Below are 24,882 nucleotides of genomic sequence, written 5' to 3' on the forward strand. Positions count from 1 at the left end.
CATCAATCGCGAATATGTTGCACCCCTCCCCCTGAGCCGCGCTACGCTGCCGATATGGGCTATCGGCACCCGTTCCCGCTGCGCTGGAACGACAACGACCAGTACGGGCACATGAACAACGCGGTCTACTACGTGGCCATGGACACGGCGGTGAACACGTGGCTCATCCGGCACGCCGGCATGGACCCCGCGGGCGACGTGATCGGGCTTGCCCGGGCCTCCTCGTGCGAGTTCCTGGCGCCGGTCTCGTTCCCGGACGAGATCGAGGTCGACGTCGCCGTCGGGCGCCTCGGGCGGACGTCGCTCACGTGGGACCTGGCGATCCTCCCCGCGGGCGCGCCCGACCGCGGCGAGCCGTACGCGACGGGCAGCTTCACGCACGTGTTCGTCGACCAGACGGCCCGGCGCCCGGTCCCGGTCCCAGACCGGGTGCGTGCGGCGGTCGAGCAGCACCTGGGGCCGCCTGAGGGGTGACCGGGTCTCGACAGGCTCGACCAGCGGAGGCGGGGGCGAGGCGCAGGGAAAGTGTTGTGCCCCGGAGTGTGTTGCTGTGCGTAGACATTGTCTACGCACAGCAACACACCTCCAGTACGTAGGTTCTCCCCCGGGCTCGACTCCGGCCCCGGCAGCACCACCGCACGGCCGCACCATCACACCGCGGGGGCCGAGTGCCGGGCCGTCAGCTCGCGCTTGAGGACCTTGCCGCTCGGGCCCAGCGGCAGATCGGCGGACACGTGCACCACCCGCGGGTACTTGTACGCCGCCACGTGCTCCTTCATGTACGCGACCACGGCGTCCGGGTCGACGTCGGCCCCGTAGGACGGCACGACGGCGGCGTGCACCTCCTGCCCGCGCACCTCGTCGGGCACGCCGAACACCGCGGCCATGGCGACGCCCGGGTAGCGGGCCAGCACCGCCTCGACCTCCGTCGGATACACGTTGTAGCCGTTGCGGATGATCATGTCCTTCTTGCGGTCCACGATCGTGACGATGCCGTCGGCGTCCACGGTCCCGAGGTCGCCCGTGCGGAACCAGCCGTCCACGACGGCCGCCGCCGAGGCGTCCGGCCGGCCCAGGTACCCCTTCATCAGGTTGTGCCCGCGCACCACTATCTCGCCCAGCTCACTGGTCCCGCCCGGGGCCGGGGCGGGCAGCAGCTCGACCCGGTCCTCCACCTCGGCGACCGCCACCGCGACGTCGACGCCCCACATCGAGCGGCCGACGGTCCCGGGCCGGATCGGCTCGGACGTCACGTTGAAGGTGCACGACGGCGACGTCTCCGTCAGCCCGTAACCCTCGTGCACCTGCGCGCCGTACGCCTCCTCGAACGCCTCCAGCAGCGCCACCGGCAGGGCCGCGCCGCCGGACACGGCGTACCGCAGCGGGGGCCGCGCCGCCGAGCGCCGGGCCGCCTCGACCATGCCGGCGAAGTTGGTCGGCACCGCCGTGAACACCGTGGCGTCGTGGGCCACGAGCAGCTCCAGGGCCTCGTCGGGGTCGAACTTCGGCAGCAGGATGATGGACGCCGCCCGCCGGAAGGCCATGTTCAGCACCGCCATCTGGCCGAACGAGTGGAAGAACGGCAGGCCGCCGTAGACGACGTCGTCGGGCCGCAGGTCGAACGAGTCGATCAGCGAGCAGTGCACCTGCTCGACCATCGCCAGGTGCGACCCCACCGCGCCCTTCGGGGTGCCCGTGGTGCCGCTCGTGTACAGGATCGTGGCGGCGGCCAGCGGGTTCGTCCCCACGTGCCGCTCGATCGGGGTCGCGGCGGCCGCCTCGTCCTCGAGGCGCGCCACGTCCAGCTGCCGGGCGGCGGCCTCGGGCATCAGGACGGTCACCAGCGGCACGCCGGCCCGCGCGGCGGCGGGCGCGGCCTCCGCCAGCATCGGGGCGGCGACCACGACGACGTCGGCCCCCGCGTCCTTCAGGACGAACTCGATCTCGTCGCTGCGGAACAGCAGGTGCACGGGGATCACGACGGCGCCGAGCGCGAGCGTCGCGTAGTAGACGCGCGCGAAGTCGGGGACGTTCGGCACGATCATCGCCACGCGCGAGCCCGGCCCGATCCCGCGGGCCGCGAGCGCCCCCGCGTACGCGCGGGTCTGGTCCCAGAGGTCGCCGTAGGTGGTCGGCTGACCCATGAAGTACAGCGCGGTGCGTTCGGGGAACCGGCCGGCGGTCTCGGCGAGGATGCTCGCTATCGAGAGGGTTCCGTAACCGGGGCCGTCGACCGCGCGGTCGACGGCTCTGTCGACGGCGCGGCTCGCGACGGGTTCGGGCAGGACGCCTGGGGTGTGCGTCATGTCGGGTCTCCTTCCGGGGAGGGGTGGGGTGCGGGCTGGGTCAGGAACGGTGCGCGACGGCGGAGCTCGGCCCGGCCGAGGGACGCGAGGTGCACCTCGTCGGGGCCGTCGGCCAGGCGCAGGGTGCGGACGCCCGCGAACAGCTCGGCCAGGGGGTGGTCGCCGGAGACCCCCGCGGCGCCGAAGACCTGGACGGCGCGGTCCAGGATCTGCCCGACGGCGCGGGGTACCGCGATCTTGATGGCCTGGATCTCGGTCATGGCGGCCTTGTTGCCCACGGTGTCCATGAGCCAGGCGGTCTTGAGCACGAGCAGGCGCAGGGACTCGATCTCGATGCGCGAGAGGGCGAGCCATTCGCGCACGACGCCCTGGTCGGCGAGCGGCGCGCCGAAGGCGACCCGCCCGGTGGCCCGCTCGCGCACGAGGTCCAGCGCGCGTTCGGCGATGCCGAGCGCGCGCATGCAGTGGTGGATGCGGCCCGGGCCGAGGCGGGCCTGCGCCATCGCGAACCCCTCGCCCTCGCCGCCGAGCAGGTTGGTGGCGGGCACGCGGACCTCGTCGAAGACGATCTCGGCGTGGCCGCCGTGGTCGCGGTCGTCGTAGCCCAGCACGGTCAGGCCGCGCACGACGGTGACGCCGGGGGTGTCGCGGGGCACGAGCACCATGGACTGCTGCCGGTGCCGAGGTGCGTCGAGGTCCGTCTTGCCCATCACGATCAGCAGCCCGCAGTCGGGGTTCATGGCGCCGGTGGCGAACCACTTGCGGCCGGTGATCACGTACTCGTCGCCGTCACGCACGATGCTCGTCGCGATGTTGGTCGCGTCCGACGACGCGACGGCGGGCTCGGTCATGCAGAACGCGGACCGCTGCGTGCCGTCCAGCAGCGGGTCAAGCCACCGTTCGCGCTGCTCGGGCGTGGCGAAGTGCGCGAGCAGCTCCATGTTGCCGGTGTCGGGGGCCGCGCAGTTCAGGGCGACGGGCGCGAGCTTGGGGCTGTACCCGGTGAGCTCGGCCACGGGCGCGTACTGCAGGTTCGTCAGGCCGCCGCCGCGTGCGCCGACCGGCCCGCCCGGAGGCAGGAACAGGTTCCACAGCCCACGCTCGCGCGCGGTGGCCTGCAGGTGGCGCACGACCGGCCGGAAGGACCAGTCGCCGGGTGTGGCGGCGAGCTGGCCGGCGAGCACGGGCTCGGCGGGCAGCACCTCGTCCGCGACGAAGTCCCGGACCCGCCGGGTGATCTCGCGCGTGGTGGCGTCGGGGGCGAAGTCCATCAGGCTCCTCCTGCTGTCGTGGTGGCGGTCGTGGGCGGGGTGTCGGCGAGCCGGTCCAGCCCCTCGGCGGCCAGCGGTTCCACCAGCTCCCCGATCCGGTCGAACCCGTCGCCGACGGTCTGTCCGCCGGTGAACCGGTAGTGGATGCCCTCGAGGATGACCGCGAGCTTGTAGCAGGCGAACGCGCGGTACCAGGAGAGGTCGGGCACGGCGATCCCGGCGCGGGCGGCGTAGGCGTCGATGACCTCGCCGAAGTCCGGGTAGCCGGCGCCCGGCACGATCGCCCCCGGCACGACGTCGATCCCGGCGGAGGTGGTCAGCTCCCGGATGCGCCAGTACATGCCGAGCATGCCGAGGTCCACGAGCGGGTCGCCGAGGGTCGCCATCTCCCAGTCCAGCACTGCCGCGATCCGCGGAGCCTCGGGCGGGCCGGCCACCAGCGCGTTGTCGAGCCGGTAGTCGCCGTGCACGATGGCGGTGCGTCCGACGTCGTCGGGCACCGCCGCCTCCAGCCGCTCCTGGAGCGTGTCCAGGAGCGGCTGGGGCCGCGACCGCGAGGCGTCGTACTGGCGCCGCCAGGTCTTCATCTGGCGCCCCAGGTACCCGGCGGGCCGGCCGAAGTCGGCGAGCCCCACGGCCGCCGGATCGGTGGCATGGAGGTCCGCGAGGACCTCGGCCAGCTCGACGCCGAGCCGGCCGAGCCCCTCGCGGGTCCAGGCCGCGTTGTGCTCCGGGCGGGCCAGCACCCTGCCCGCCACGTGCTCCATGACGAAGAACACCGTGCCCGTGACCTCGGCCCGCTCCGTGTCGTCCACCACCGCGACGGTGCGCGGCACCGGGATCGTTCCCGCCAGGGCGGTGATGACCCGGTGCTCACGCCGCATGTCGTGCGCGCTGGACAGCACGTGCCCCAGCGGCGGGCGCCGCACCACGAGCGGCAGCGCGGCGCCGTCCACCCGGTAGGTGAGGTTGCTGCGCCCGCCGGTGATGAGGCTCGCGGTCAGGCCGGGGCCCGCTGGGTCCGCCAGCTCCGGGTGCTCCCGGGCCAGCCAGGCGGCCAGGCCCGCGACGTCCAGGCCGGGTAGTTCGTGCGTCATGGTTCCCCTCTCGTGCGCCCGAGGTCGTCGCGCGCGATGTCTCCGGTGCCCCCTGCCCGAGGCGGGGTCATTCGGTGGCCGGGATGCCCTCGTTCTCGAGCGGCGCCTGCTCCGGTTCGACGGCGGTGGCGCCCGCCTCGGACACCTCGTAGGCGCTGTCTGTGAAGTCCTGCGCGCCGCCGGCCACGACGGCGATCCGGACGGTGCGGTGCCCGAAGTGGTCGTCCGCGGAGTAGGTCAGCGGCGCGATGCCGTTGCCGCCCAAGTCACCGGTCTCCACCGCCGCCACTATCGACTCCCTCGTCGGGTCCGCGCCCGCCGCGGCGAGCGCCTCGGCGAACTGGTAACCCACACTCATGCCGTAGGTGGTGTTGCCCGTGTAGGGCGCGCCGTCGTTGTACTCCTCGTTGATCTGCGAGAAGAGCTCGTACCACTCGGACGACGGGCTGTTGGGCAGGTAGTTCACCGACACCAGACCCTCCAGCGCGGGCGTGCCCTCCTCGCCCAGGTACTCCGCGAGCGTCGGGTAGTCGGCGCCCGAGGAGGACACGTGCCACTTCGGGAACCACTCCATCTGCGCGGCAGTGCCGACGGCGAGCGCCGTGAAGCCGTTGATGGTGCCGAGCACGTTGTGCGTGCAGCCGGCCTCCTTCATGGCGCCGAGCTGCGCCGTGACGTCCTGATCGGCGGTGGAGTAGGTCTGGTTGGCCGCGACCTCGCCGTCGCCCAGCGCCAGCTCGACGCCCTGGAGGATGCCCGCACCGAAGTCGTCGTCCTGCCCCAGCACGCAGACGACGGCGTCCGGGTCGGTGTCCAGCGCATGTTGCGCGAGCGCCGCGCCCTCGGTCACGTAGTCGGCGTTGAAGCCGAACGTGTTGGGGTACTCGTCCGGCTGGTTCCAGGTCAGGGAGCCCGAGGCGACGAACAGGTCGGGCACGCCGTTCTGGTCCAGGTAGTCGAGCACGCTGGAGTGCGTGGGCGTGCCCAGGCCGTTGACGATCGCGAAGACCTCGTCCTCCTGGACCAGCTCGCGCACGACGGTCTGGGTGTTGGCCGGGTTGTAGCCGTCGTCCTTGACGATGTACTCGATCTCGCGGCCGTGGATGCCGCCGTTCGCGTTGAGGTACTCGAAGTACGCGGCGGTGGCCGCCGAGATGGACGCGAAGCCTGCCGCGGCCGGTCCCGTGAGCGGCTGGTGGGTGCCGATGACCACCTTGTCGTCGGTGACGCCGGGGACCTCGGCGGCCGCGGGGGTGGAGCAGGCCGACAGTGCCGTGGCGGCGGCCAGTCCCATGGTGGCTGCGATGGCGGTGGAGCGTGCAGTGGATCGTGTGGTGCGCATTCCGATCACCTCTCTGTGTTCTGGAAGAGCTACGTGTTCTGGGAAAGCTGGGCGTTCTGAGAAAGCTGCGTGTTCTGGGAAGGCCTCTTGGTCCGGAGCAGTCGCGAGAGCCCACCCGGCCAGAGCACGGTGACGACGATGACCACCACGCCGAACAGGACGATCTCGAGGTTTCCCTGCAGGCGGTGCCCGAGGTCGGCGGGCAGCGGTGCGGTGGCCTGGTCGACCACCCACGGCAGCAGCGTCACGAGCACCGCCCCGATGGCGGCCCCACCGAGCGAGCCGAGCCCGCCGACCACGGCGGCGACCACGAGCAGCAGCGAGAACCCGAGGCCGTACGCCCCCGGGCTCACCTGCTGCGTGACGATCGCGAGCACCACGCCGCCCAGGCCCGCGGCGAGCGAGCTGAGCACGAACGCCCCGGCCTTGACCCGCCCGGGGTCGACGCCGGCGAGCCGGGCCGCCGTCTCGTCGTCGTGCACCGCGCGCATGCGCAGGCCGACGCGCCCCGCGCGCAGGGCGACCAGGGGCGTGACGACGCAGGCGGTCACCACGATCGCGAGCCAGGCATGCCACTGCTCCACCGCGATGAGGGCGGCCAGCGCGTCAGGCACGGGGACGAACGGGGCGCTGATCCCTTGTGCCCCCGCCAGCCCGGGGATCGTGCTCGCCGCCGACGGCAGCGCGATCACCAGGGCGAGCGTCAGGCCCGCGAGATACGGGCCGCGCAGCCGGGCCGCCGCGAGCCCGAGCAGCAGGCCGAGCGCACCCGAGACGACGAGCGCCCCGGCCACTCCGGCGAGCAGGGGCAGCAGCCAGCCGACGACGCCGTCGGCCGCCTCTCCCCCGGCCCCGGCCAGCGCGCCCGCCACCCAGGTCGCGGTCAGGGCGTACCCGTACCCGCCGGCGGCCATCAGCACCGCGTGCCCGAGGGAGAGCTGTCCGGTGAGGCCGACCAGCAGCGTGAGGCCGGCGACGGCGGCGAACACCCCGGCGGAGGTCGCGAGCTGGTAGTTGCGGTAGGGGTCGAGCAGGAAGGTGGCGCCCAGGGCCAGCAGGGTGAGCAGGCCGGCGCGCAGCAGGAGCTTCATGCCGCCGGTCTTCAGGTAGTGGGTCCTCATGCCGTTCGCGCCTCCCTCGCGGCGAAGAGTCCGTGCGGCCGCACGAGCAGCACGACCGTGAGCAGGGCGAGCACCGCGAGCGGCGCCGTCGCGGCCGACGCGTACCCGGTCACGAGGCTCGCGAGCACGCCCACCACCAGCCCCGCGACCAGTGCCCCGACCGGCGAGTCCAGCCCGCCGATGACGGCGGCGGCGAACGCGTTGACGAACAGCACGTCGGCGGCGTGCGGGTCCAGGCCGAGCCCGGTGGGCACCAGCAGGAGGGCCGCGAGCGCCGCGGTGGCGATGGAGAGCATCCAGCCGAGGGTCACCATGCGGGGCACGCGGACGCCGAGCAGCCGGGACGTCTCGGGGGCGAAGGCCGCGGCTCGCAGCTGGAGGCCGATGGAGGTGCGGTTGAACAGGATCGCGAACCCGCCCATGACGGCGGCGGCCACGATCAGCACGAACAGGTCGTAGGGGCTCAGTACGCTGACCCCGCCGACGTCGAAGGGCCGCTGCGAGAAGGGTGCGTGCACGGGCCGGTGGTCGGGCCCGAAGGCGATGGCGAGCCCGGCCTGGAGCACCATGACCAGGCCGATGGCCACGATGATGCCGGGCAGCGGGTTGTCCTGGGGCACCAGGCGCAGGAGCCGTCGTTCGACGACGGCGCCGAGCAGCGCGCCGGTCACGAGGGCGCAGACGAGCCCGAGCCAGTAGGACCCGCTCGCCGACGTCACGGCGAACGCGACGTACACGGGCACGATCGCCATCGCGGCCTGGGCGAAGTTCACCGCCCGCGCGGCCCGGTAGACGATCACGAGGGACAGCGCGAAGAGCGCGAGGACGGCGCCGCGCGCCAGCCCGGTCGACAGGAGGAACACGAGTCTTTCCACGGCGGGACCCATCTCGGGAGTCATGTCGGAAGCCATCTGGAGGGCCGTCTCAGGAGCCATGTCAGAAGCCATGTCAGAAGCCCAGGTAGGCGTGGCGGAGGGCGGGGTCGGCGGCCAGCTCTGCGGCCGGGCGGTCGGCGACGACCTCCCCGAGGGACAGCACGACGCCGCGGTCGGCGACCGAGAGCGCACCCGTGACGTTCTGCTCGGCCAGGAGCACGGTGAGGCCGGTGGCCTCCGCCTGGTCACGGAGCACGCCGAGGAGCTGGGCGACCACGAGCGGAGCCAGCCCGAGGGACGGCTCGTCGAGCAGGAGCACGTCCGGCTCGCCGACCAGGGCCCGCGCGAGCGCGAGCATCTGCCGCTCGCCGCCGGACAGGGTGTGGCCGGCCGCGTCGCGGCGTCGGGCCAGCGGCTCGAACAGCTCGTACATCTGCCCGACGGCGGCATCGCGCGCCGGGCCGCGGTGCTTCCGCCCCGTCTTCCACAGCGCGCCGAGCCGCAGGTTCTCCGCGACGGTCAGCTCGACCACCACGCTGCGCCCCTCGGGGACCAGTGCCAGGCCGCGCCGCACCCGGTCCTCGGTGCTCAGGCGCGTCAGGTCGGCGCAGTCGAGCAGCACCCGCCCGCTGCGCACGGGCACCAGTCCCATCAGGGCGCGCAGCAGCGTCGTCTTGCCGGCGCCGTTCGCCCCGAGCAGCGCGACGACGCCGCCGTCGGGCACCTCCAGCTCCAGGCCGTCCAGGACGGGGGCGCCGTCGCCGTAGGCGACGGTGAGCTTCTCGATCGTCAGGATGCTCACGCTCTCTGCTCCCTGGTCTCGGCAGGCTCAACCCGCGCGCCGTCCACCGGCACCCCGAGATACGCCTCCTCGACCGCCGGGTCCCGCCGCACCTCGTCCGGCGTCCCGCACGCGATGACGTGCCCGAAGTCGAGCACCACCACGCGGTCGGCCACGTCCATCACGAAGTCGACGTGGTGCTCCACGAGCAGCACGGCGCACCCGCCGTCCGACACGGTGCGCACCGTCTGCGCGAGCTGGTCGATGTCGGCGGCCCCGAGCCCGCCCGCTGGCTCGTCCAGCAGCAGGAGCCGCGGCCGGGTGACCAGGGCGCGGGCCAGGGCCACGCGCTTGCGTTCGGGATAGGGCAGCGTCCCAGCAGGGGCGCCGGCCAGACCGCCCAGGCCGAGGGTGCCGAGCACCTCCTGGACGACGTCCGCGCTCGTGCCGCTGCCCGGCCGGACGCTCGTGAGCGGCACGAGCACGTTCTCCAGCACGGTGAGGTGGTCGAACAGCCCCAGGCCCTGCAGGGTCCGGGAGACCCCGGCCCCGAGCAGCCCGGTCGCCGACGACGGCGCGGGAGCGCCCCCCACACGGATCCTGCCCCGCCGCGTGCGCACCAGGCCGCACACCGCGTTGAACACGGTGGTCTTCCCGGCGCCGTTGGGGCCGATCAGGGCGACGGTCTCGCCGTCGGCCACGGTGAAGGACACGTCGTCCAGCGCGGTGAGGCCGCCGAACGTCACGGTGAGCCCCGAGACCTCCAGCCGGGGCGGGCTGTCTGCTGCGTTGTCGGGCGCTGCGTTGTCGGGCGCCGTGCTGCTCGACGTCGTTGTCATCGGCACTTCCTCGTCTCGTCATGCGGATAAACCGACCGGCCGGTATGCCACCGGCGCGGATCACCCGGGCCCACCGGCCCCACACCTACCCGGCGCTCATCCGCCCGTCATCGGTGCGGGATCCCGCTCGTCATACCGCCGTCCACCACGATCTCCTGGCCGGTTATCCACGCCGACGCCTCGCTCGCGAGGAACAGGATCGTCCCGGCGAGGTCGTCGGGCACGCCCGGCCGGCCGAGCGGGATCACCAGGGCGTCAGGGTCGATCTTCACGCTCATCTCCGTGAGGATCAGGCCGGGATGCACCGAGTTCACGCGGATGCCGTCCTTGCCGAGCTCGACGGCGAGCGACTTGGTCAGCCCGCGCACCGCGAACTTGGAGGCGGTGTACCCGTGCAGGCTCCAGCTCCCGCGCAGCCCCTCGACCGAGGAGATGTTGATGATCGAGCCGCGTCCGGCCGCCTTCATGGTGGGCACCACCGCCCGGCAGCCCAGGAACACGCCGGTCGCGTTGACCGCCATCACGGCGTTCCACTTGGCGAGCGTGAAGTGCTCGATCGGCGCGGCGTTCGCGATGCCCGCGTTGTTGACCAGCACGTCCACGCCGCCGAGGTCGTCGATCACCTGGCCGACCACCCGGTCCCACGCCTCCTCGTCGGTCACGTCGAGGTGCACGAACCGCACCCGCTCCCCCAGCGCGTCGGCCAGCGCCTGACCCTCGGCGTCCAGGACGTCGGTGATCACGACGCGCGCCCCGGCGTCGTGCAGGATGCGCACGTAAGCCTCGCCGATTCCGCGAGCGCCGCCCGTCACGAGCGCCACCCGCCCGGTCAGGTCGTGCATCGCGGCGACGCTCGGCCCCGTCATGCGGCCACCTCCCCGATCACCGCGTCGTCCGCCACGCGGACCACGAGCCGGCCCGTCGTCGCGCCGCCGGCCAGCCGCGCCACGGCGGCGGGCGCCTCGTCGAACCCGACGACGTCGCTCAGCACCGGGCGCACCGTGCCGGAGGCGGCGAGCTTGTCCAGATCGGCGTGGGCGGTGTCCACGAGGTCGGGGCGGCGCTGCTGGTACAGCGCCCAGTGCAGGCCGAGCACGCCGTAGTTCTTCACGAGCGCGAGGTCGGCCCGGACCTTCGGCGTCTGCCCGCTCGCGAACCCGACCACGACGATCCGGCCCTCGAACGCGATGCAGCGGGTCGAGCGCTCGAACGAGTCGCCGCCGACCGGGTCGAACACCACGTCGACGCCGGGCTTGCGCAGCTCGGCGACCCAGTCGTCGTCGCGCAGGAACACCTGGTCGGCGCCCGCGGCGCGGGCAGCCGCGACCTTCGCCTCGCTGCCCACGACGCCGACCACGCGCGCCCCGGCCGCCCTGCCGAGCTGGCACGCGGCGGTGCCGACGCCGCCCGCGGCGGCATGCACGAGCAGCGTCTGGCCGGCCTGCAGCCCGCCGCGCTGGTGCAGCCCGAACCACGCGGTCTGGTACGCGATCGTCAGTGCGGCGGCCTGCGCGTCGTCCAGGGCCGACGGCGCCGGGTGCACCGCCTGGACCGGCACCGTCGCGTACTGCGCGAGCACCCCGATCTTCGAGCCGACGACGCGGTCGCCGACCCGCACCCGCTCGCCCTCGGTGACGCCGTCGCCGAGCGCCACGACGTCGCCGCACAGCTCGATCCCCGGCACGAACGGCAGCTCGGGCCGCTCCTGGTACTCGCCGCGCGCCAGCAGGACGTCGGGGAAGTTCACCGCGACGGCCCGCACGCGCACCAGCACCTCGCCCGGCCCGGGTTCGGGCACCGGTACGTCGTGCAGCTCCATGACCTGCTCGGGCTCCCCGTGGGAGACCACCCGCCACGCCTTCATCGCCGTGGGTACGTTCACGTGTCAGCCCTTTCCTAGGTCTTGTGCCGTCGCTGCTCTGATGCCGCGCAGGAACAGCTCGGTGAGCTGCTCCGCCACCTGGCCCGCCGTCAGCGGCCCCGCGGGCGAGTACCACTGCGAGAGGTAGTGCACGTCGGAGAAGAAGTGCGCGATGAGCATGGCCGTGGGCACGTCGTCGCGGAACACCCCCTCCTGGATGCCGCGCAGGAGCAGCGCCTCGAACTCCTCGTGGTACTCGCGACGGCGCCGCTTGACCTCCGCCTGGCGGTCCGGCATGAGCATGTGCTGGCTGCGCGTGAAGACGGTGCCCTCGGGCAGGAACTCGATGGACGTCGAGATCACGTCCACGCAGACGGCCCGCAGCACGTCCTCGACACTGTCGCCCCGCTCGGCGCCCGCCGCGACGATCTCGTCGAGGTGCGCCTTCTGCAGCGACAGCAGCCGGTCGTAGATCGCGAACAGCAGGTCGTCCTTGGAGGCGAAGTAGTGGTACATCGCCCCCTTGGTGACGCCGGCCGCCGCGACGATCTCCTGGACGCTCGTGGTCGCGTAGCCCCGCGTGGAGAAGAGGTCGAGAGCCGCTCGCAGGACCTGGTCCTGGACGTTCATGGTGCGCATGGGCTCATCCTTCACCGTCGCCACCACATTCACCGGCCGGCTCACAGGGCGGTCCGCACGCTCGCGCCGCCGTCGACCAGGAGCGTCTGGCCGGTGACCCATGCGGCGTCGTCGGACAGGAGGAAGGCGGCCGGGCCGGCGACGTCGTCCGGGACGCCGAGCCGGCGCAGCGGGTAGGCGGCTGCCGCCTCCTCCTCGCGGCCCTCGTACAGGGCGCGGGCGAGCCGCGTCTTGACGACGGCGGGCGCGAGGGCGTTGACGCGCGTGGTCGGGGCGAGCTCGTCGGCGAGCTGGATCGTGAGGTTGATGAGGGCCGCCTTGGAGACGCCGTAGAACGCGATGTTCGGGCCCGACGCCGTCCCGGCCACGGACGCCATGTTGACTATCGAGCGGAGCGAGCCGCCGGCGGCCGCAGCCGCTGAGTCGTCTGCGGCCTCCGCCCCTGCGGCCGCGGCGACCGCCTCCCGGGTCCACTCCAGGGCCGCGATCACGTTCACCTCGAGAATCTTGCGAGCCACGGTCGTGTCGAGCTCCGCGAGCGGCCCGTAGGCGGGGTTGATCCCGGCGTTGTTCACGAGATGGTCCAGACGCCCGAAGCGCTCGATCGCCTGGCCGATGGCGTCCGCGCGGTGCTCGGCGTCGTCCGCCTTGCCCGCGATGCCCAGGGCGCGGTCCGGGCCGAGCTCGGCAACCGCCTCCTGGAGGGTCTCGGCGCGGCGTCCGGTGATCACCACCCGGCCGCCCTCGGCCACGATGCGGTGGGCGATCGCGAGGCCTATCCCCCGGCTCGCACCCGTGACCAGGGCAACCCTGCCCTCGAACCTTTGCCCTGGGCCGTTCCCGGCCCCACCGGCGACGACGTTGTCAGCCACACATTCCTCCGTACCGTCTGGTCGGTTTGCGGACTGCACCGTAGCACGCCCCAGCTCCAGCGGGATAGAGTGCGTGTTTTCCACGGATGTCCCGTATGCATCGTTCTGCATATTGTTGCACCGGGCCTCCGGTAGCGGTTGGATAGCCGCCATGACAACGACGTCGATCGCGACCGTCGGACTGGAAGCCGCGCCGAGCCCCCTCTCCGCTCGGCTGGCCACGCGCCCCGAGGCGCAGCGGGTGCTCGACCTCGCGCGCGACACCTTCATCGAGGGCTACCGCATCGACATGGGTCCGCTGGCCGCGCAGCTCGGCGTCGACCGCACGTCGGTGTTCCGCTGGGTAGGCAACCGGGACGCGCTGCTCAGCGAGGTGCTGTGGTCGCTCGCCGTGCCGACGCTCGTGCAGGCCGAGCGCGCGAACGAGCACCTGACGGGCGCCGAACGCCTCGCGGGGATGCTGACCACCTTCGCGCACGACCTCATCGTCGCCGACTACTTCCGCGCTTTCCTGCGCAGGGAGCCTGCCCGCTCGCTGCGGCTGCTCACCACCGCCGACAGCCCCATCCAGCAGCGGTTCGTCGCGACCGTCGAGTGGCTGGTGGTGCGCGACCTCGGTGAGAAGCCGTTCGACGGCACCATCACTCCTGAGGAGCTCGCCTACCTGCTGGTGCGGGTCTCGGAGTCGCTCACGTACGCGGACCTCATCACGGGCGACGACCCGAGCCCGGAGCGCGCGCGGACGGCGTTCCGCCACCTGCTCCGGGTGAACTGACCGGCCCGGACGGCTGGTGGGCTGGTGAGATCGGTCCATTGCACGGGCTGCTCGCCGAGATCGGTCGGTTGCTCTGAGATCGGTCGGTTGATTGACCGATCTCAGAGCAACGGACCGAAGTCAGTGAGTTCGGTCAGTTGCGCGGCCTGACCTACCCGCCGACGCCGCGGGCCTGTTGAACGCAGGTCAGCGGCGGACAGCTCCCGCCGTCGGCCGTATCACGATGTGCTCGGCCGGGTCCTCGCCGAGGGCGCGGAGGGTCTGGGCGAAGGCCTCGACCGTGGCTCGGCCGGGATTCTTCCGGTCTGTCTTCTCGGGCCGGACGACGACGGACGCCGACCGCTCGCCGTCCGAGACCTCGATCGCGTGCACCACCGTGTCGGGACTCTGCGCCGGCCACTTCTGCTTCGGCAGGTCGCTGGGCGCCACGCGGACCCAGTCCGGGACACGCCGCACCTGCCACCGCGGATCCAGGTCGCCAGGAATCCAGACCTCGACGCCTTCCTGCCGCACGACGAGGCCGACCAAGCCGCCGTGGCCGATGCGCTCCGTCGACACGCCGGCGGCTGTCGCCCGAGCGAGCAGGTCGCTCGGCTGGAGGCCCACGACGATCGGAGCATCTGGGTGCTCCCGTGCGAGGAACCGCTGGAACTCCTGGTGGAACTCGCGGTTCGCCCGGCTCTTCGACCTTGTGATGGCGACTGCGCCACCGATCATCACCACCAGCAGCACCAGGACGCCCCAGAGCATCGTGAGGTCGCCGGACTCGAGGATGCCCTCGGAGCCTCGAGACCCGAAGAGAAGCCGCAGGGCCAGCACCATCAGGCCGCCGGCGGCCAGCACGACCACACCGATCCGGACGCGGTTCACGGCGTGCTCGACGTCGACCAGCTGACGGTTCATCACTCGCCCGCCAGCCGCTTGACGTAGCGGCGCACCGGAACCGGCACGGTGCCCGCTGCTGTCTCCGCCTGGTAGTCGAGCGGTCCGGCGTCGGACCAGCCCTGGCGTTCGTAGAACCGTCGCGCCCGCCCGTTGCCCGCCACGACGGCGAGCCAGGCCTCTGCGTGCCCCGCTGCGGCGACCCGGTCCTCGCCGTCGGACAGGAGGTGCGTGGCGAGGCCGGAGCCGCGGTGCGTCGCCGAGACGAACACCTGCTCGACCTCGTCGTCGTGGACGGTGACGAAGCCGACGACGCCGCCGTGGGCCGGCTCTCCGTCCGCCGGCTGCCCGTCGGCCACGGCCACCGTCGTGCGCGGCACCCGGCTCTCCGCCCGGGGACCGAACGACTCGCGCGTGCGGACCGCCTCGAGCTCCGGCGGCACGAGGCCGTGGTGCCCGTCGCCCCAGGCGGCGTGCCAGACGTCGGCGATGCCGGGAGCGTCGTCCGGCACCGCCTGCCGGAGCTCGACGTGCCGCACGCGCAGCGGCGCCACCAGAAAACGGTCCTCGTCCTCAAACACCACAGGCTCGGTACGCCAGCCCAGTCCGGCGAACCCGACGAGCGCCGCGACGTCCCGCCACCGGCTCACGTAGGTCAGGGTGTCCGGTCCGACGACGATCTCGTCGCCGAGGAAACCGTCGAGCGTCGCGAACTCCGTGACGCCGGCCTCGATGAACGCGCGGAACTCGTCGAGCATGCCCGGCCGGACCAGCGCGGTGGAAGATCTGAGGATCATGCGCCCGATCATGCTGTACCGGTCCAGGTCCGCACCAGCATGACCGGCTCGGCCGCAGTCGCTGGCAACCGGCTCGGCGATTCGGCAGAGTGGGGGCATGGACTTCACTCGCCCCTACCCGCCGGACCCCTACACGCTGCTGCCCGCTCCCGCGACCTTCTCGCTGACGAGCAGCAACCTGACCGACGGCGAGCGCATGCCGGACGCGCACGCCGCGCACGACCAGAACATCTCCCCCGCGCTCGAGTGGAGCGGCTTTCCCGAGGGCACCAAGTCGTTCGTGGTGACCTGCTACGACCCAGACGCGCCGACGCCGATGGGCTACCACCACTGGACCGTCGTGGACCTCCCGGCCTCCGTGACGTCCCTGGACACGGGAGCCGGCACTCCTGACGGCTCCGGCCTGCCCGCCGGGGCGTTCCACACGTACAGCGACGGGCACACCCCGGGCTTCGAGGGCGCCGGCCCGCCGCCCGGCGACCACCCGCACCGGTACATCTTCGCCGTGCACGCGCTCTCCGTTGAGCCGGGCGAGCTGGGGCTGGGCCCGGACAGCACCAACGCGCAGGTGGCGTTCAACGTGTACTTCCACCTGCTGGGGCGCGCCACGCTCACGGCGACGTACAGCCGGTGAGGGACGACCGATGAGCGAGAACGCCACCCTGCCCACGCTCGGCGACCTCGTCTGGGCGCCCGCGCTGGAGCACCCCGAGCTGCTCGCCGAGCCGGTGCTCGCCGCCCTGACCGCCTGGGCCGACGCCGACCCCCGGGTCGCGAGCCTGGTCGCCGTCACCGAGATCGATCCCGAGCATGCCGAGACGGCCACGCTCAACGAGCTGCACGGTCTGCCGCCCGAGGCGTCGGCCAACTGCGTGCTGGTGGCCGGCAAGCGGGGCGAGGACGAGCGCGTCGCGGCGTGCGTCGTCCCCGCCAGCACGTTCGCCGACGTCAACAAGCGGGTACGCAAGCTGCTCGACGTGCGTAAGGCGTCCTTCCTGCCGATGGACCGCGCGGTGGCCGACTCCGGCATGGAGTACGGCGGCATCACGCCCGTCGGGCTGCCCGCGGGCTACCGCGTGCTGGTCGACTCCCGGTTCACCGAGGAGGACACGATGGCGCTCATGGGCTCCGGCGTCCGCCGGTCCAAGCTCCTGATGCCGGGGCCGCTGCTGTGCGCGATGCCGGGCGTCGAGGTGATCGAGGACCTCGGCATCACCCGCTGAGGAACCGCCCGGCCGCCGGCACCACGCGTCCCAGGACTACCCGAGTGCCGGCGCCAGGCGATCGATCGTGTCGCTCCAGCCCGCGCGGATCCCGAGGTCGAACCATTTGGCGACGTCGGCGTCCGGCATGGTGTCGGCGAAGCCGAAGCTCGTGGTCATGACCGTGCCGTCGGCGCCGTCGGCCAGCTCGATCGTGACCACGGGCACCTCGTCGACCCGGGACGGGTCGAGCTCGGGCCAGCCCCCGACGGCGCCCCACGCGAACACGAGGCGCTCGCCCGGCACGATCTCCTGGTAGATGCCGCCCGTGAAGTAGTCGACGCCGTCGGGCTGGTACAGGTGCACGCGCCAGGCACCGCCGACCCGCAGGTCGACGCTCGGCTCGAAGTCGACACCCGGCTCGACTCCGGCGAACCAGCGCAGCCTCTCAGGTTCGGTCCAGGCCGCCCAGACGGCGTCGCGCGGCGCGGGCAGGACGCGGGTCATGGTGAACCCGCGGTCGGTGGTCGTCTCTGTCGTCATGGTTCCTCCGTGTGCTCCGTGGCGTCCTCGGCGAGCTGCGCCGCCAGCCGGTCGTACCGCTCCTCGAAGAAGGCCCGGTATCCCTTCACCCACTCGTCGACCTCGCGCAGGGGTGCCGCGTCGAGCCGGCACGGGCGCCACTGCGCGTCCCGCCCCTTGCTCACGAGCCCCGCCCGTTCCAGCACCTTCAGGTGCCGGGACACGGCGGGCAGGCTCATCGCGAACGGCTCGGCGAGCTGCGTCACCGTCGCCTCCCCCTGGCGCAGCCGCGCCAGCACGGCACGCCGTGTCGGGTCGGCGAGTGCCGCGAAGGTGGCGCTGAGCGTGTCGGCGTCGGGCAAGGTATTTGGCCTTCCGGTTAATTGTCGATCTTGTTAATTGTGCGATCGGTTAAGTACAACCTCTTGAGGGACTCTCGTCAACCCCTCAAGCCGTCGAGCCTCAGCCCGGCGTGATCTTGCCGTCCATCGCGGCTTCCATGCGTTCGGCGAACTCGGCGCCGTTGAACGGCGCGGCGCCGCCCGGTGCCAAGGCCGCCCGGACGTAGCGCCGGAACTCCTCGCTGAACTCCACGTAGTGCTGCAGACGCGGGCGCGGCGAAGCCCCGACCATGGCCAGGCGCAACGCGTCGTTCGCCTTGCGCTCGGGGTCGTTCGTGCCCTCGACGCCCTTCCCGGTCGCGTAGTCCACGAGGGAGGCGGCGAGCCCGTCCGTCTCCGGCTCCCGCGCCCAGGGCGCCTCGGGGTCCCGGTACGGCGCCTCCCGGCTCGCGGCGAAACCGCCGCGCTCGAAGATGAGCTGGTGGCTGCGTTCGTTCGTGAGGAACTCGACCAGGCGCCGGGCCGCCACCGGGTACCGGGAGGCTGCCGCGACGGCGAGGCTCTGCCCGCCGAGCACACCGCCGCCCGGCACGGGCATGAACCCGACCCGGAAGGGCGCCGCGTCCCCGCCCCGCAGCAGGCGCAGCGCCCGGGGCCAGTGCCGCAGGAACACCGCGCGGCCCGCGGCGAAGGCCGCCAGCGAACCCTGTTCGTCGAACGCGAGCGACGCCGCCGTGCCGCTCGGGCCGTCGGTCGACACGCTCAGCCGCCGCGTCAGGTTCTCTATCGTGTCGCCGATCCTGTCGACGTCCTTGAAGACCGGGCGGCCCGTGCCGTCCACCGAGACGGCGCCCGTCCCCAGCAGGATCTCCCACAGGTTGACCGTGAACCCCTCGTAGTCGGCGAGCTGCAGGGCGATCGCGGTGTCGACGGGTGGCCGGCTCAGCCCGTCACCGCCACTCACCCTGGCGAACACCTCGTGCGCGAACGTGTCCAGGCCCGCCCAGCCCTTGTTCAGGGGGATCGGGTCGGTCGCGGGCACCTCCTGCTCGTAGTACTCGGCGATCAGGTCGAGGTTGCAGTACAGCAGGCCGACGTCGGAGTTGAACGGCAGCGCGTACGCCGCGCCGTCCCAGGTGCCGGCCGCCCACGGCTCGCCGAGGAACCCGTCGGCCGTCGCGTCGTCGAGCACCCGGAGGTAGCCGCTCTGCGCGAACTGCGGCACCCACGGGATGTCGAGGTTGTAGACGTCGTAGCCGGGCTCGCGCGCCTGCGCCGCCGACAGCATGGTGCTGTAGGCGCGGTCGGCGTTGCTGGACACCTCGACGATCTGTGCCGGGTGCTCCTTGTGCACGCGGTTCCAGAGCTCCACGAGCAGACGGCGCTGCCCGCCGTCCGTCTCGTCGCGGCCGCTGAGGATCGTGAGCTGGTCGTCCGGGGAGAACGTCTCCATGTCGGCAGCGCCACCGAACAGCTGCTCCAGGCCGAGCGGGAGCCCCGCCCCGGCCAGGAGTCCCGCAGCGCCACCCACGATGAAGCCCCTGCGCGTGATCCCGCCGTGCGTCCCGTGACCGTTGCCAGACCCGTTGCCCGCCGCGCCACCCGTCACGTCACCGACCTCCCAGCTGACCGAACAGGCCCGCCAGCGTGCCCTCCAGCTCGCCGAACGAGCTGTCCCAGCACTCGCCGTCCCACTCCGCAGCGATCCGCCGCAGGTCGCTCACCTGGCACGACGCCTCCCCCACTGCCACGACGTAGACGCGCACGCCTGCGGCGTCCTCCGCGCGGGCGGAACGTATCAGGTCCGACGCCGTCAGCTCCGCACCGGGTCCGGCACCCGGGTGGTTCTCCCCGTCGGTCAGGACGATCAGCGCGGTGAGGTGCCTGCGGGAGGCGCCGTCCGGGTCCAGCCGGACCAGCTCCGACGTCGTGGCGGCTATCGCGTCGTAGAGGGGGGTGGCGCCCTCGGGCCGCAGCTCGTCGCGCAGCAGGTCCGGCGCCTCGCGCGCGGCCTCCTCGCTGCCGGTCACGTCCAGGACCGCCCGCGGGCTCGACCCGGCATTCCCGGAGAACGACCAGATACCCACCTCGTCGGAGCCGCCGAGATGGCTGAGCGCACCCAGCACACCGCGTTCGGCGACGTCGATACGCAGCCGGTCGCCGTCCGCCGGCCTGCCCATGGAGCCCGACGAGTCCACCAGCACCAGGACCCGCGCCGGACGACGAGCCGCACGGTACTGCTCCTCCATCGACTTCACGCGGGTGTCCGCGACGATCCCGGCACCAGGCTTGACCACCGCGTCCGGCAGCCCGGGCAACGGCCCGTCGTCGCCCGACGGCGGACGGCCGTGCACGCCGCGCACGCCCGCCCGCCGGTCGAGCGCCTCCTGCCCGTCGCTCGCCCCGAGCCACTCGACGAAGGCCGCCGCCGCATCGGCCCTGCGCCCGGACGGCTCGGCGTCGGCCCAGGTCAGCTCCACGGCCCGGTAGTCGAGGCCGACGGCGGACTCCGGGTAGAACGGGACCAGGGCGGCGTCCCCACCGGCAGCCGAGGCCGGGCACGCGGTGCCGCGGTGCACCATCGCGCGCTCGCTGGTCAGCACCGCCACCCGGGGCGGCTCGGCCGCGGACAGCTCGTCGAGCCGGCACAGCAGCGCGGCGTCGGTCCCGAGCGGCAGCCCCGCCCGCTCGAGAGCGTGCCCCAGGTCGAGCTCCAGTGCCTGCTGCGCCTCGGCCTCGGCCCCGCCGCTCCCGAACGCGGCGTAGAGCCGCTCGGTGTGCAGCGCGGCGGCGAAGGACGCGTCCGGGTTGGCCCGGACGACGTCGAGCCCCGCCGCCCCGGCCGCCGCCATCAGCTCCTGGGTGGAGTCGCCAGGTTTTGTCGTCGCGCTCAGGGCCTGCGCGTGCGGCTCCGGCACCGCGAGAACCAGCGGCGAGCCCGCCACGAGCGTCCGGTCGGTGACCGTGAAGCCGTTGCCCGTGCGGCCAGGAGCCACGATGTCCGCCTGTGCCATCGACTCCGCCAGCCATACGTCCGGCCGGGGCCCGAGGTCCAGCGAGGCCGCGCCGTCCTGGCCTGCCGCAGCACCCCAGCCCGACTCGAAGGCGGCGCGGAGCGCGGGCCACCCCATGCCGAACGTGGTCACGTGGTACCGGGGACAGGAGAACGGCGTGACCGAGTCCCGCTCGAAGGCGTCCGCCACCGCCGCGAAGCCGGCGGCGCCCTCCTCCGGGACCATCACCGCCACCTCGGTCGGGTCCTCGCAGGACCGGGCCGACTGCAGCGCCACCGCCGCGCCCGTCGAGCCGGCCAGCACCGCCACCGTCACCACGGCGACGAGGATCCGGTGACCCTTCGCCCACGCCCATGCCGCCGCGAACCAGCGCGCGTACGTCCGCACCCGGACGAGCCCGGCCAGTCCGGCCAGGAAGAGCCCGACGGACACGACCAGCAGGACGATCTGCGTGCCCCGGTCAACGACGCCCATCGCGGCGGTGCAGATGCCGGCGACCGTCCCGAACACGGCGAACACCGTCGTCCGGTGGTCCCCCCACCACGGCCGGGAACCCTCCCGGCGTTCGGTCTTCTTTGCAGGCTGCCCCGTCGCACCCATACGTCCTCCCGAACGTCAGGGTCCGATATTTACCACACTGACCTCGCCTTTTGCGGGGTCGGCGCGATATCGAGGGCTACCGCGGTCAGTTCTCCGCGCGGCCCTTGCGCCAGTAACCCATGAAGGCCACGGACTTGCGGTCCACCTGGCACTCGCTCACCAGGTAGCGGCGCAGCGTCTTGATGACGCCGGCCTCACCCGCGAGCCACGCGTACAGCACGGTGTCCTGCGCCAGGGGGCGGCCCGCCTCGTCGACCGGCACCTCCCAGAGGATCCCGGTGTCGATGTCGACGTCGTCCATCTCGGCGGACAGGTCCACCCCGGCGGCGGTCAGCGCGGGCGTGGTATCCGACGACGGGCGGACACCCATCGCGAGCAGCCGGTCGGCGGCGTCCTGCACCGCGGGGATCAGCACCTCACCGTGCTCACGCCCGTCGCGCGCCAGCCAGTGCACGCGCACGCCCTCGGGGGCGCCGAGCGTCCAGCCGTCCTCGGGGTGCGGCACCTCGAGGAAGACCTCGCCGACGGCGTCGGCGGGCAGCGACTCGCAGATCGCGGCGATGGCGGGCACAGCGGTCTCGTCACCGGCCAGCAGCAGCGCGTGGCTCGACGACGGCGGGGCGAACTCGACGCCACCGTGGATGCCGTCGTACTCGGCGTTGGGGCCCATGATGACGAGCGGGTCGCCCGCGGCCGCGTTGAGCGCCCAGCGCGACGCCGGCCCGGTGTCACCGTGCATCACGACGTCGACGTCGACCTCGCGCAGGTCCTGGCGGACCGTGCGGACCGTGTAGGTGCGCATCGGGTTGCGGTGCTCGTCCGGGAGCGAGCGCCAGGCGGCGTACCAGTCGGGGTCGTCGCGGCGCAGGGCGTCCCAGCCGCCACGGGCGGACGGGAGGAGGAGCTTGATGCGCTGGTCGCGGCCGTTGTCGGCGAACTTGTCCAGGTCCGGCCCGCGGAACGTGAAGCGGACGAAGGACGGGCACAGGCGCGTCACGCGCGCTACCTCGACGTCGAACATTCGCGAGGGCTTGGCTTCGAGCCCCTCGGTCTGGGTGGTCACGACGGTGAGCCTAACCTAACTTTGCCTGCCCTGTGCCACCCCTTCCGGGCACCGGACAGCACCGTGACCAGGCATCTCGCCGTGGTTTACCACGAATGGTTCATGAGTGTGAAACAGGATGACCAGGTTCCAGGAAGATCACCCCTGTCAGTAGGAAATTAACCCTGTACAAAGGGTGCATCTTGCCCCTCTGACCTCTTTACTTGGTACCGATCGGCCTGGACGACGATCTGGCGCGCCGTCGGCCGCCCATCGTCTCGGCAGGCCACACGCTTCCCTCGTACTCGCTGGAGAGCCTCACCATGATCGACCACTTCGCGCTGGGCTGGGTCACGCCCATCCTCTCGTTCCTGCTCTCGTGCGCCGGGTGCGCAGTCGGCCTGACCTGCACGGCGCGAGCGCGGGTCTCGCACGGCATCGCGAGCATCGGCTGGCTCGCCCTCGGCGCCGTCTCCATCGGGGGCACCGGCATCTGGGTGATGCACTTCGTCGCGATGCTCGGTTTCCACATCCGGGGCACCGAGACCCGCTTCGACGTCCCCCTGACGATCGCGAGCGGCCTGCTCGCCATCGCGGTGGTGGGGCTCGGCCTCTTCATCATCCGGACGGCGGGCGTCGGGCCGTTCACGCTCGTCGCCGGCGGCACCGTCACCGGGCTGGGTATCTCGGCGATGCACTACCTCGGCATGCGTGCCCTGCACGTGGGCGTCGAGGTCACCTACGACATCCCCACCGTCTTCATGTCGGTGCTCGTCGGCATCGTCGCCGCCACCGCGGGCCTCTGGCTCTCGGCGAAGGTGCACAACTTCGCCGCGGGCGTCGGCGCCACGATCATCATGGGTGTCGCCGTCTCCGGCATGCACTACACGGGTATGGCCGCCATGCGGGCGGAGGTGGTCACCGGCACCGTCATCGTGCCCGACGGCGGTGTCTCCGTCGCCGCGCTGCTCGGTCCCCTGATCATCGGGGTCACGATCAGCACGATTCTGCTGCTCCTGGTGGTCGGCCTGGCGCCGAGCGCCGCCGAGCTCGAGGCGCAGGAGAAGTTCAAGGGCTGGCAGGGGCGGCAGGAGGAGATCCAGCGCGAGGCGGCGGAGCCGCGGCGCAGGTCCCAGCTGCTCTGAGGGCCGGTGTGGCGCTGGTGCGGGCTGTCTGGCTACAGCAGCCCGATCACCAGCGCCATGGCAAGGAACAGCACCAGCTGGTAGCTGCAGTTGACGAGCGTCAGCTTCGGCGGCTTCAGCTCGAAGGCGTTGTGCTGGAGGAGCGTGCTTGCCGAGAACGTCAGCCACGCCACGAAACCGACGAGCAACGCCAGCCAGACCGAGTCGTCGTCGAACGCCGCCGACGCGACCGCGACGCCGGCCGACAGCCCCACCGCCGTCACGCCGTTCGCGACGAGGAGCTGGAGCGTGTTCTTTCTGCTGGCCTTCTTGGAGTCCTCCGGCGGGATGCCCGTCAGCTTCTGCCAGACGGCCAAGAAGACATTGCCGTACCAGACTCCCGCCACCACCATGCCGACCACGAGGGCGAGCGCGGTGGCCAGCCAGTTGATCTCCATGACGCGGTTCCTTGCCTGTCGGAGCGCACTCACGGCTGATCACTCACGACTGACCGGATGCCCTCTGCGAGACGCAGCCTAGGTGGCTCCCATTCCTTCCGCAGCCGCAGACTCCTCCGATACTGGACCGGATGCCGGGCGAACTGCCGGGCGGGCTGCTAACTGTGCCCGGAGCCCGGTCCGGAAACGTCGGGAGCCGCCGGGCGCGTCCAACAGACGGGCCGCCTCATCGCGGGTCAGTTCGACACGAGCCGCCAATGCCAGGCCCGCGGCGAACGGCCGCTCGCCGCTGCCAAGGAGATCCATGACGCGCTGCAGCACGGCGAGCAGTACCGCGCGGTTCGCCTGCGGTGTGACTGCGATGGCGACGAGCAGGGCGTTGTCGTTCCAGGCGGAGTCACTCCGGTGCACCATCAGAGCAAGCACGTCCGGCATCACGTCAGTTCGCTCGGCAAGGGCCTGCCAGACGAATGGGTACGGGCACTGGGCCAGCTCGCGCAGTTCGTCCGGCGACGCGTCCGACGCCAGCGCCCGATCGAGATAGGTCGCCGGGCTACGCATCCGGCTGGAGTCCTTCGGATCTGGTCACAAAGCACCGAGGAGACGGTCGATCGCTTCCTCAGCGGTGGTGTCCGCTCCGAGGACGATCTCGTGGTCGAGCCCGAGCCGGTCGTCCGGTGCCCACCACCTGGCCATCTCCTCAGGCGTGAAGTGCGTGGCCTGGGGCCGTCCGGCGTGCCGGCGCACGGTCTCCTCGAACGGCACGTCGAGGTAGACGACCGCGCTCTCTCCTGCGTGGTCGGCGACGAGACCACGGAGCATGTCGCCGTACCGGGCCTCGTGCATGATCCCTTCGACGACGACGCTGTATCCCGCGTCAATGGCATGGCGGGCCGCGGCGTCGATGAGCGAGATGTTGAGGGCTCCTGGGGTGTCTTTCTCCCAGAGCAGCGTGCGGCGGACGTAGTCCTGCTCGATGAGGGCGGTGCCGCGCCCCATCTGCTCGCGCAGCTTCCGGGCGATGGTGCTCTTGCCGGAACCGGAGGGGCCGCGCACGATCACCAGGCGGGTCCTGGGAGTGCCTGTCAGGGCTCGCGAGGTCGTCGTGGGCACACGGTCAG

Annotated in this window: 26 protein-coding genes and 1 pseudogene; 5 read left to right on the top strand and 22 right to left on the bottom strand. The window is 72.3% G+C overall.

What is annotated here, in order from left to right; genetic code table 11:
- Positions 1–54 precede the first annotated feature (54 nt).
- A complete protein-coding gene (locus ACFO6V_RS02375) occupies positions 55–474 on the top strand; it encodes an acyl-CoA thioesterase (protein WP_377131787.1) in 420 nt (139 codons plus the stop codon).
- Between the two features lie 176 nt (positions 475–650).
- On the opposite strand, the gene ACFO6V_RS02380 is transcribed toward ACFO6V_RS02375, so the two are convergent.
- The 12 genes and pseudogenes from ACFO6V_RS02380 to ACFO6V_RS02435 form a co-directional block, all read right to left on the bottom strand.
- Positions 651–2,306: an AMP-binding protein gene (locus ACFO6V_RS02380; RefSeq protein WP_377131790.1), complete on the bottom strand. Its 1,656-nt coding sequence runs from the start codon at positions 2,304–2,306 to the stop codon at positions 651–653.
- The gene (locus ACFO6V_RS02385) at positions 2,303–3,577 is read right to left on the bottom strand and encodes an acyl-CoA dehydrogenase family protein (RefSeq protein WP_377131792.1); all 1,275 of its coding nucleotides are present in this window, start codon (positions 3,575–3,577) and stop codon (positions 2,303–2,305) included. The genes ACFO6V_RS02380 and ACFO6V_RS02385 overlap by 4 nt, the downstream gene beginning before the upstream one ends.
- Entirely contained in the window at positions 3,577–4,674 is a 1,098-nt protein-coding gene (locus ACFO6V_RS02390; RefSeq protein WP_377131794.1) for a phosphotransferase family protein, read from the bottom strand. The genes ACFO6V_RS02385 and ACFO6V_RS02390 overlap by 1 nt, the downstream gene beginning before the upstream one ends.
- A gap of 67 nt (positions 4,675–4,741) precedes the next feature.
- Positions 4,742–6,016, bottom strand: a complete 1,275-nt coding sequence (locus tag ACFO6V_RS02395; RefSeq protein ID WP_377131796.1) for an ABC transporter substrate-binding protein — start codon at positions 6,014–6,016, stop codon at positions 4,742–4,744.
- A gap of 29 nt (positions 6,017–6,045) precedes the next feature.
- Entirely contained in the window at positions 6,046–7,137 is a 1,092-nt protein-coding gene (locus tag ACFO6V_RS02400; protein WP_377131798.1) for a branched-chain amino acid ABC transporter permease, read from the bottom strand.
- Entirely contained in the window at positions 7,134–8,072 is a 939-nt protein-coding gene (locus ACFO6V_RS02405) for a branched-chain amino acid ABC transporter permease (RefSeq protein WP_377131800.1), read from the bottom strand. The genes ACFO6V_RS02400 and ACFO6V_RS02405 overlap by 4 nt, the downstream gene beginning before the upstream one ends.
- Positions 8,073–8,307: 235 nt before the next feature.
- Positions 8,308–8,814: pseudogene (locus ACFO6V_RS02410) on the bottom strand (ABC transporter ATP-binding protein); the annotation flags it as partial.
- Positions 8,811–9,632, bottom strand: a complete 822-nt coding sequence (locus ACFO6V_RS02415) for an ABC transporter ATP-binding protein (RefSeq protein WP_377131804.1) — start codon at positions 9,630–9,632, stop codon at positions 8,811–8,813. The pseudogene ACFO6V_RS02410 and the gene ACFO6V_RS02415, both read right to left, overlap by 4 nt.
- A 107-nt stretch (positions 9,633–9,739) precedes the next feature.
- On the bottom strand, positions 9,740–10,498 hold the full coding sequence (locus tag ACFO6V_RS02420; protein WP_377131806.1) for an SDR family NAD(P)-dependent oxidoreductase: 759 nt from the start codon (positions 10,496–10,498) through the stop codon (positions 9,740–9,742).
- Positions 10,495–11,514 (bottom strand): NADPH:quinone oxidoreductase family protein, encoded by a 1,020-nt coding sequence (locus ACFO6V_RS02425; protein ID WP_377131808.1) that lies wholly within the window; start codon positions 11,512–11,514, stop codon positions 10,495–10,497. Before ACFO6V_RS02425 ends, ACFO6V_RS02420 begins: the two co-directional genes overlap by 4 nt.
- Before the next feature lie 3 nt (positions 11,515–11,517).
- Complete coding sequence (locus tag ACFO6V_RS02430; RefSeq protein WP_377131810.1) at positions 11,518–12,132, bottom strand: TetR/AcrR family transcriptional regulator; 615 nt, start codon at positions 12,130–12,132, stop codon at positions 11,518–11,520.
- Positions 12,133–12,173: 41 nt separating this feature from the next.
- A complete protein-coding gene (locus ACFO6V_RS02435) occupies positions 12,174–13,004 on the bottom strand; it encodes an SDR family oxidoreductase (protein WP_377131812.1) in 831 nt (276 codons plus the stop codon).
- A gap of 151 nt (positions 13,005–13,155) precedes the next feature.
- Here ACFO6V_RS02435 and ACFO6V_RS02440 point away from each other — a divergent pair, with 151 nt between their 5' ends.
- Positions 13,156–13,779 (top strand): QsdR family transcriptional regulator, encoded by a 624-nt coding sequence (locus ACFO6V_RS02440; protein WP_377131815.1) that lies wholly within the window; start codon positions 13,156–13,158, stop codon positions 13,777–13,779.
- Positions 13,780–13,965: 186 nt separating this feature from the next.
- Here ACFO6V_RS02440 and ACFO6V_RS02445 read toward each other — a convergent pair whose 3' ends face one another.
- Together ACFO6V_RS02445 and ACFO6V_RS02450 are read right to left on the bottom strand one after the other, a co-directional pair.
- On the bottom strand, positions 13,966–14,682 hold the full coding sequence (locus tag ACFO6V_RS02445; RefSeq protein ID WP_377131817.1) for a hypothetical protein: 717 nt from the start codon (positions 14,680–14,682) through the stop codon (positions 13,966–13,968).
- Positions 14,682–15,458, bottom strand: coding sequence for a GNAT family N-acetyltransferase (locus ACFO6V_RS02450; RefSeq protein WP_377131819.1), 777 nt, complete (start codon positions 15,456–15,458; stop codon positions 14,682–14,684). Before ACFO6V_RS02450 ends, ACFO6V_RS02445 begins: the two co-directional genes overlap by 1 nt.
- Before the next feature lie 97 nt (positions 15,459–15,555).
- On the opposite strand from ACFO6V_RS02450, the gene ACFO6V_RS02455 reads away from it, so the two are divergent.
- On the top strand, positions 15,556–16,092 hold the full coding sequence (locus ACFO6V_RS02455) for a YbhB/YbcL family Raf kinase inhibitor-like protein (RefSeq protein WP_377131821.1): 537 nt from the start codon (positions 15,556–15,558) through the stop codon (positions 16,090–16,092).
- A 10-nt stretch (positions 16,093–16,102) separates the two neighbouring features.
- Positions 16,103–16,681: a YbaK/EbsC family protein gene (locus ACFO6V_RS02460; protein ID WP_377131824.1), complete on the top strand. Its 579-nt coding sequence runs from the start codon at positions 16,103–16,105 to the stop codon at positions 16,679–16,681.
- Positions 16,682–16,717: 36 nt separating this feature from the next.
- Here the strand turns inward: ACFO6V_RS02460 and ACFO6V_RS02465 are convergent, their stop codons facing one another.
- The 5 genes from ACFO6V_RS02465 to ACFO6V_RS02485 all read right to left on the bottom strand — a co-directional run bounded on the left by ACFO6V_RS02465 (position 16,718) and on the right by ACFO6V_RS02485 (position 22,200).
- Entirely contained in the window at positions 16,718–17,203 is a 486-nt protein-coding gene (locus ACFO6V_RS02465) for an SRPBCC family protein (protein ID WP_377131826.1), read from the bottom strand.
- Entirely contained in the window at positions 17,200–17,544 is a 345-nt protein-coding gene (locus ACFO6V_RS02470) for an ArsR/SmtB family transcription factor (RefSeq protein ID WP_377131828.1), read from the bottom strand. The genes ACFO6V_RS02465 and ACFO6V_RS02470 overlap by 4 nt, the downstream gene beginning before the upstream one ends.
- A 100-nt stretch (positions 17,545–17,644) precedes the next feature.
- On the bottom strand, positions 17,645–19,132 hold the full coding sequence (locus ACFO6V_RS02475) for an extracellular solute-binding protein (RefSeq protein WP_377131830.1): 1,488 nt from the start codon (positions 19,130–19,132) through the stop codon (positions 17,645–17,647).
- 1 nt (position 19,133) lies between these two features.
- The gene (locus tag ACFO6V_RS02480; RefSeq protein ID WP_377131832.1) at positions 19,134–21,137 is read right to left on the bottom strand and encodes a VWA domain-containing protein; all 2,004 of its coding nucleotides are present in this window, start codon (positions 21,135–21,137) and stop codon (positions 19,134–19,136) included.
- Positions 21,138–21,222: 85 nt separating this feature from the next.
- Positions 21,223–22,200: a siderophore-interacting protein gene (locus ACFO6V_RS02485; protein WP_377131834.1), complete on the bottom strand. Its 978-nt coding sequence runs from the start codon at positions 22,198–22,200 to the stop codon at positions 21,223–21,225.
- Between the two features lie 203 nt (positions 22,201–22,403).
- On the opposite strand from ACFO6V_RS02485, the gene ACFO6V_RS02490 reads away from it, so the two are divergent.
- Positions 22,404–23,324: an MHYT domain-containing protein gene (locus ACFO6V_RS02490; protein ID WP_377131836.1), complete on the top strand. Its 921-nt coding sequence runs from the start codon at positions 22,404–22,406 to the stop codon at positions 23,322–23,324.
- Between the two features lie 32 nt (positions 23,325–23,356).
- On the opposite strand, the gene ACFO6V_RS02495 is transcribed toward ACFO6V_RS02490, so the two are convergent.
- The 3 genes from ACFO6V_RS02495 to ACFO6V_RS02505 all read right to left on the bottom strand — a co-directional run bounded on the left by ACFO6V_RS02495 (position 23,357) and on the right by ACFO6V_RS02505 (position 24,874).
- Positions 23,357–23,761: a DUF1761 domain-containing protein gene (locus ACFO6V_RS02495; protein ID WP_377131838.1), complete on the bottom strand. Its 405-nt coding sequence runs from the start codon at positions 23,759–23,761 to the stop codon at positions 23,357–23,359.
- A 78-nt stretch (positions 23,762–23,839) separates the two neighbouring features.
- Entirely contained in the window at positions 23,840–24,322 is a 483-nt protein-coding gene (locus ACFO6V_RS02500; protein ID WP_377131840.1) for a hypothetical protein, read from the bottom strand.
- A 24-nt stretch (positions 24,323–24,346) separates the two neighbouring features.
- Positions 24,347–24,874: an AAA family ATPase gene (locus tag ACFO6V_RS02505; RefSeq protein WP_377131842.1), complete on the bottom strand. Its 528-nt coding sequence runs from the start codon at positions 24,872–24,874 to the stop codon at positions 24,347–24,349.
- Positions 24,875–24,882 lie beyond the last annotated feature (8 nt).

This window comes from Promicromonospora alba, assembly GCF_042654905.1.
GTDB lineage: Bacteria > Actinomycetota > Actinomycetes > Actinomycetales > Cellulomonadaceae > Promicromonospora > Promicromonospora alba.

Coding starts and splice junctions, on each gene's coding strand:
- ACFO6V_RS02375 (WP_377131787.1), top strand. CDS start 55: ATGGGCTATCGGCACCCGTTCCCGCTGCGCTGGAACGACAACGACCAG.
- ACFO6V_RS02380 (WP_377131790.1), bottom strand. CDS start 2,306: ATGACGCACACCCCAGGCGTCCTGCCCGAACCCGTCGCGAGCCGCGCC.
- ACFO6V_RS02385 (WP_377131792.1), bottom strand. CDS start 3,577: ATGGACTTCGCCCCCGACGCCACCACGCGCGAGATCACCCGGCGGGTC.
- ACFO6V_RS02390 (WP_377131794.1), bottom strand. CDS start 4,674: ATGACGCACGAACTACCCGGCCTGGACGTCGCGGGCCTGGCCGCCTGG.
- ACFO6V_RS02395 (WP_377131796.1), bottom strand. CDS start 6,016: ATGCGCACCACACGATCCACTGCACGCTCCACCGCCATCGCAGCCACC.
- ACFO6V_RS02400 (WP_377131798.1), bottom strand. CDS start 7,137: ATGAGGACCCACTACCTGAAGACCGGCGGCATGAAGCTCCTGCTGCGC.
- ACFO6V_RS02405 (WP_377131800.1), bottom strand. CDS start 8,072: ATGGCTCCTGAGACGGCCCTCCAGATGGCTTCCGACATGACTCCCGAG.
- ACFO6V_RS02415 (WP_377131804.1), bottom strand. CDS start 9,632: ATGACAACGACGTCGAGCAGCACGGCGCCCGACAACGCAGCGCCCGAC.
- ACFO6V_RS02420 (WP_377131806.1), bottom strand. CDS start 10,498: ATGACGGGGCCGAGCGTCGCCGCGATGCACGACCTGACCGGGCGGGTG.
- ACFO6V_RS02430 (WP_377131810.1), bottom strand. CDS start 12,132: ATGCGCACCATGAACGTCCAGGACCAGGTCCTGCGAGCGGCTCTCGAC.
- ACFO6V_RS02440 (WP_377131815.1), top strand. CDS start 13,156: ATGACAACGACGTCGATCGCGACCGTCGGACTGGAAGCCGCGCCGAGC.
- ACFO6V_RS02445 (WP_377131817.1), bottom strand. CDS start 14,682: ATGAACCGTCAGCTGGTCGACGTCGAGCACGCCGTGAACCGCGTCCGG.
- ACFO6V_RS02450 (WP_377131819.1), bottom strand. CDS start 15,458: ATGATCCTCAGATCTTCCACCGCGCTGGTCCGGCCGGGCATGCTCGAC.
- ACFO6V_RS02455 (WP_377131821.1), top strand. CDS start 15,556: ATGGACTTCACTCGCCCCTACCCGCCGGACCCCTACACGCTGCTGCCC.
- ACFO6V_RS02460 (WP_377131824.1), top strand. CDS start 16,103: ATGAGCGAGAACGCCACCCTGCCCACGCTCGGCGACCTCGTCTGGGCG.
- ACFO6V_RS02465 (WP_377131826.1), bottom strand. CDS start 17,203: ATGACGACAGAGACGACCACCGACCGCGGGTTCACCATGACCCGCGTC.
- ACFO6V_RS02480 (WP_377131832.1), bottom strand. CDS start 21,137: ATGGGTGCGACGGGGCAGCCTGCAAAGAAGACCGAACGCCGGGAGGGT.
- ACFO6V_RS02495 (WP_377131838.1), bottom strand. CDS start 23,761: ATGGAGATCAACTGGCTGGCCACCGCGCTCGCCCTCGTGGTCGGCATG.
- ACFO6V_RS02500 (WP_377131840.1), bottom strand. CDS start 24,322: ATGCGTAGCCCGGCGACCTATCTCGATCGGGCGCTGGCGTCGGACGCG.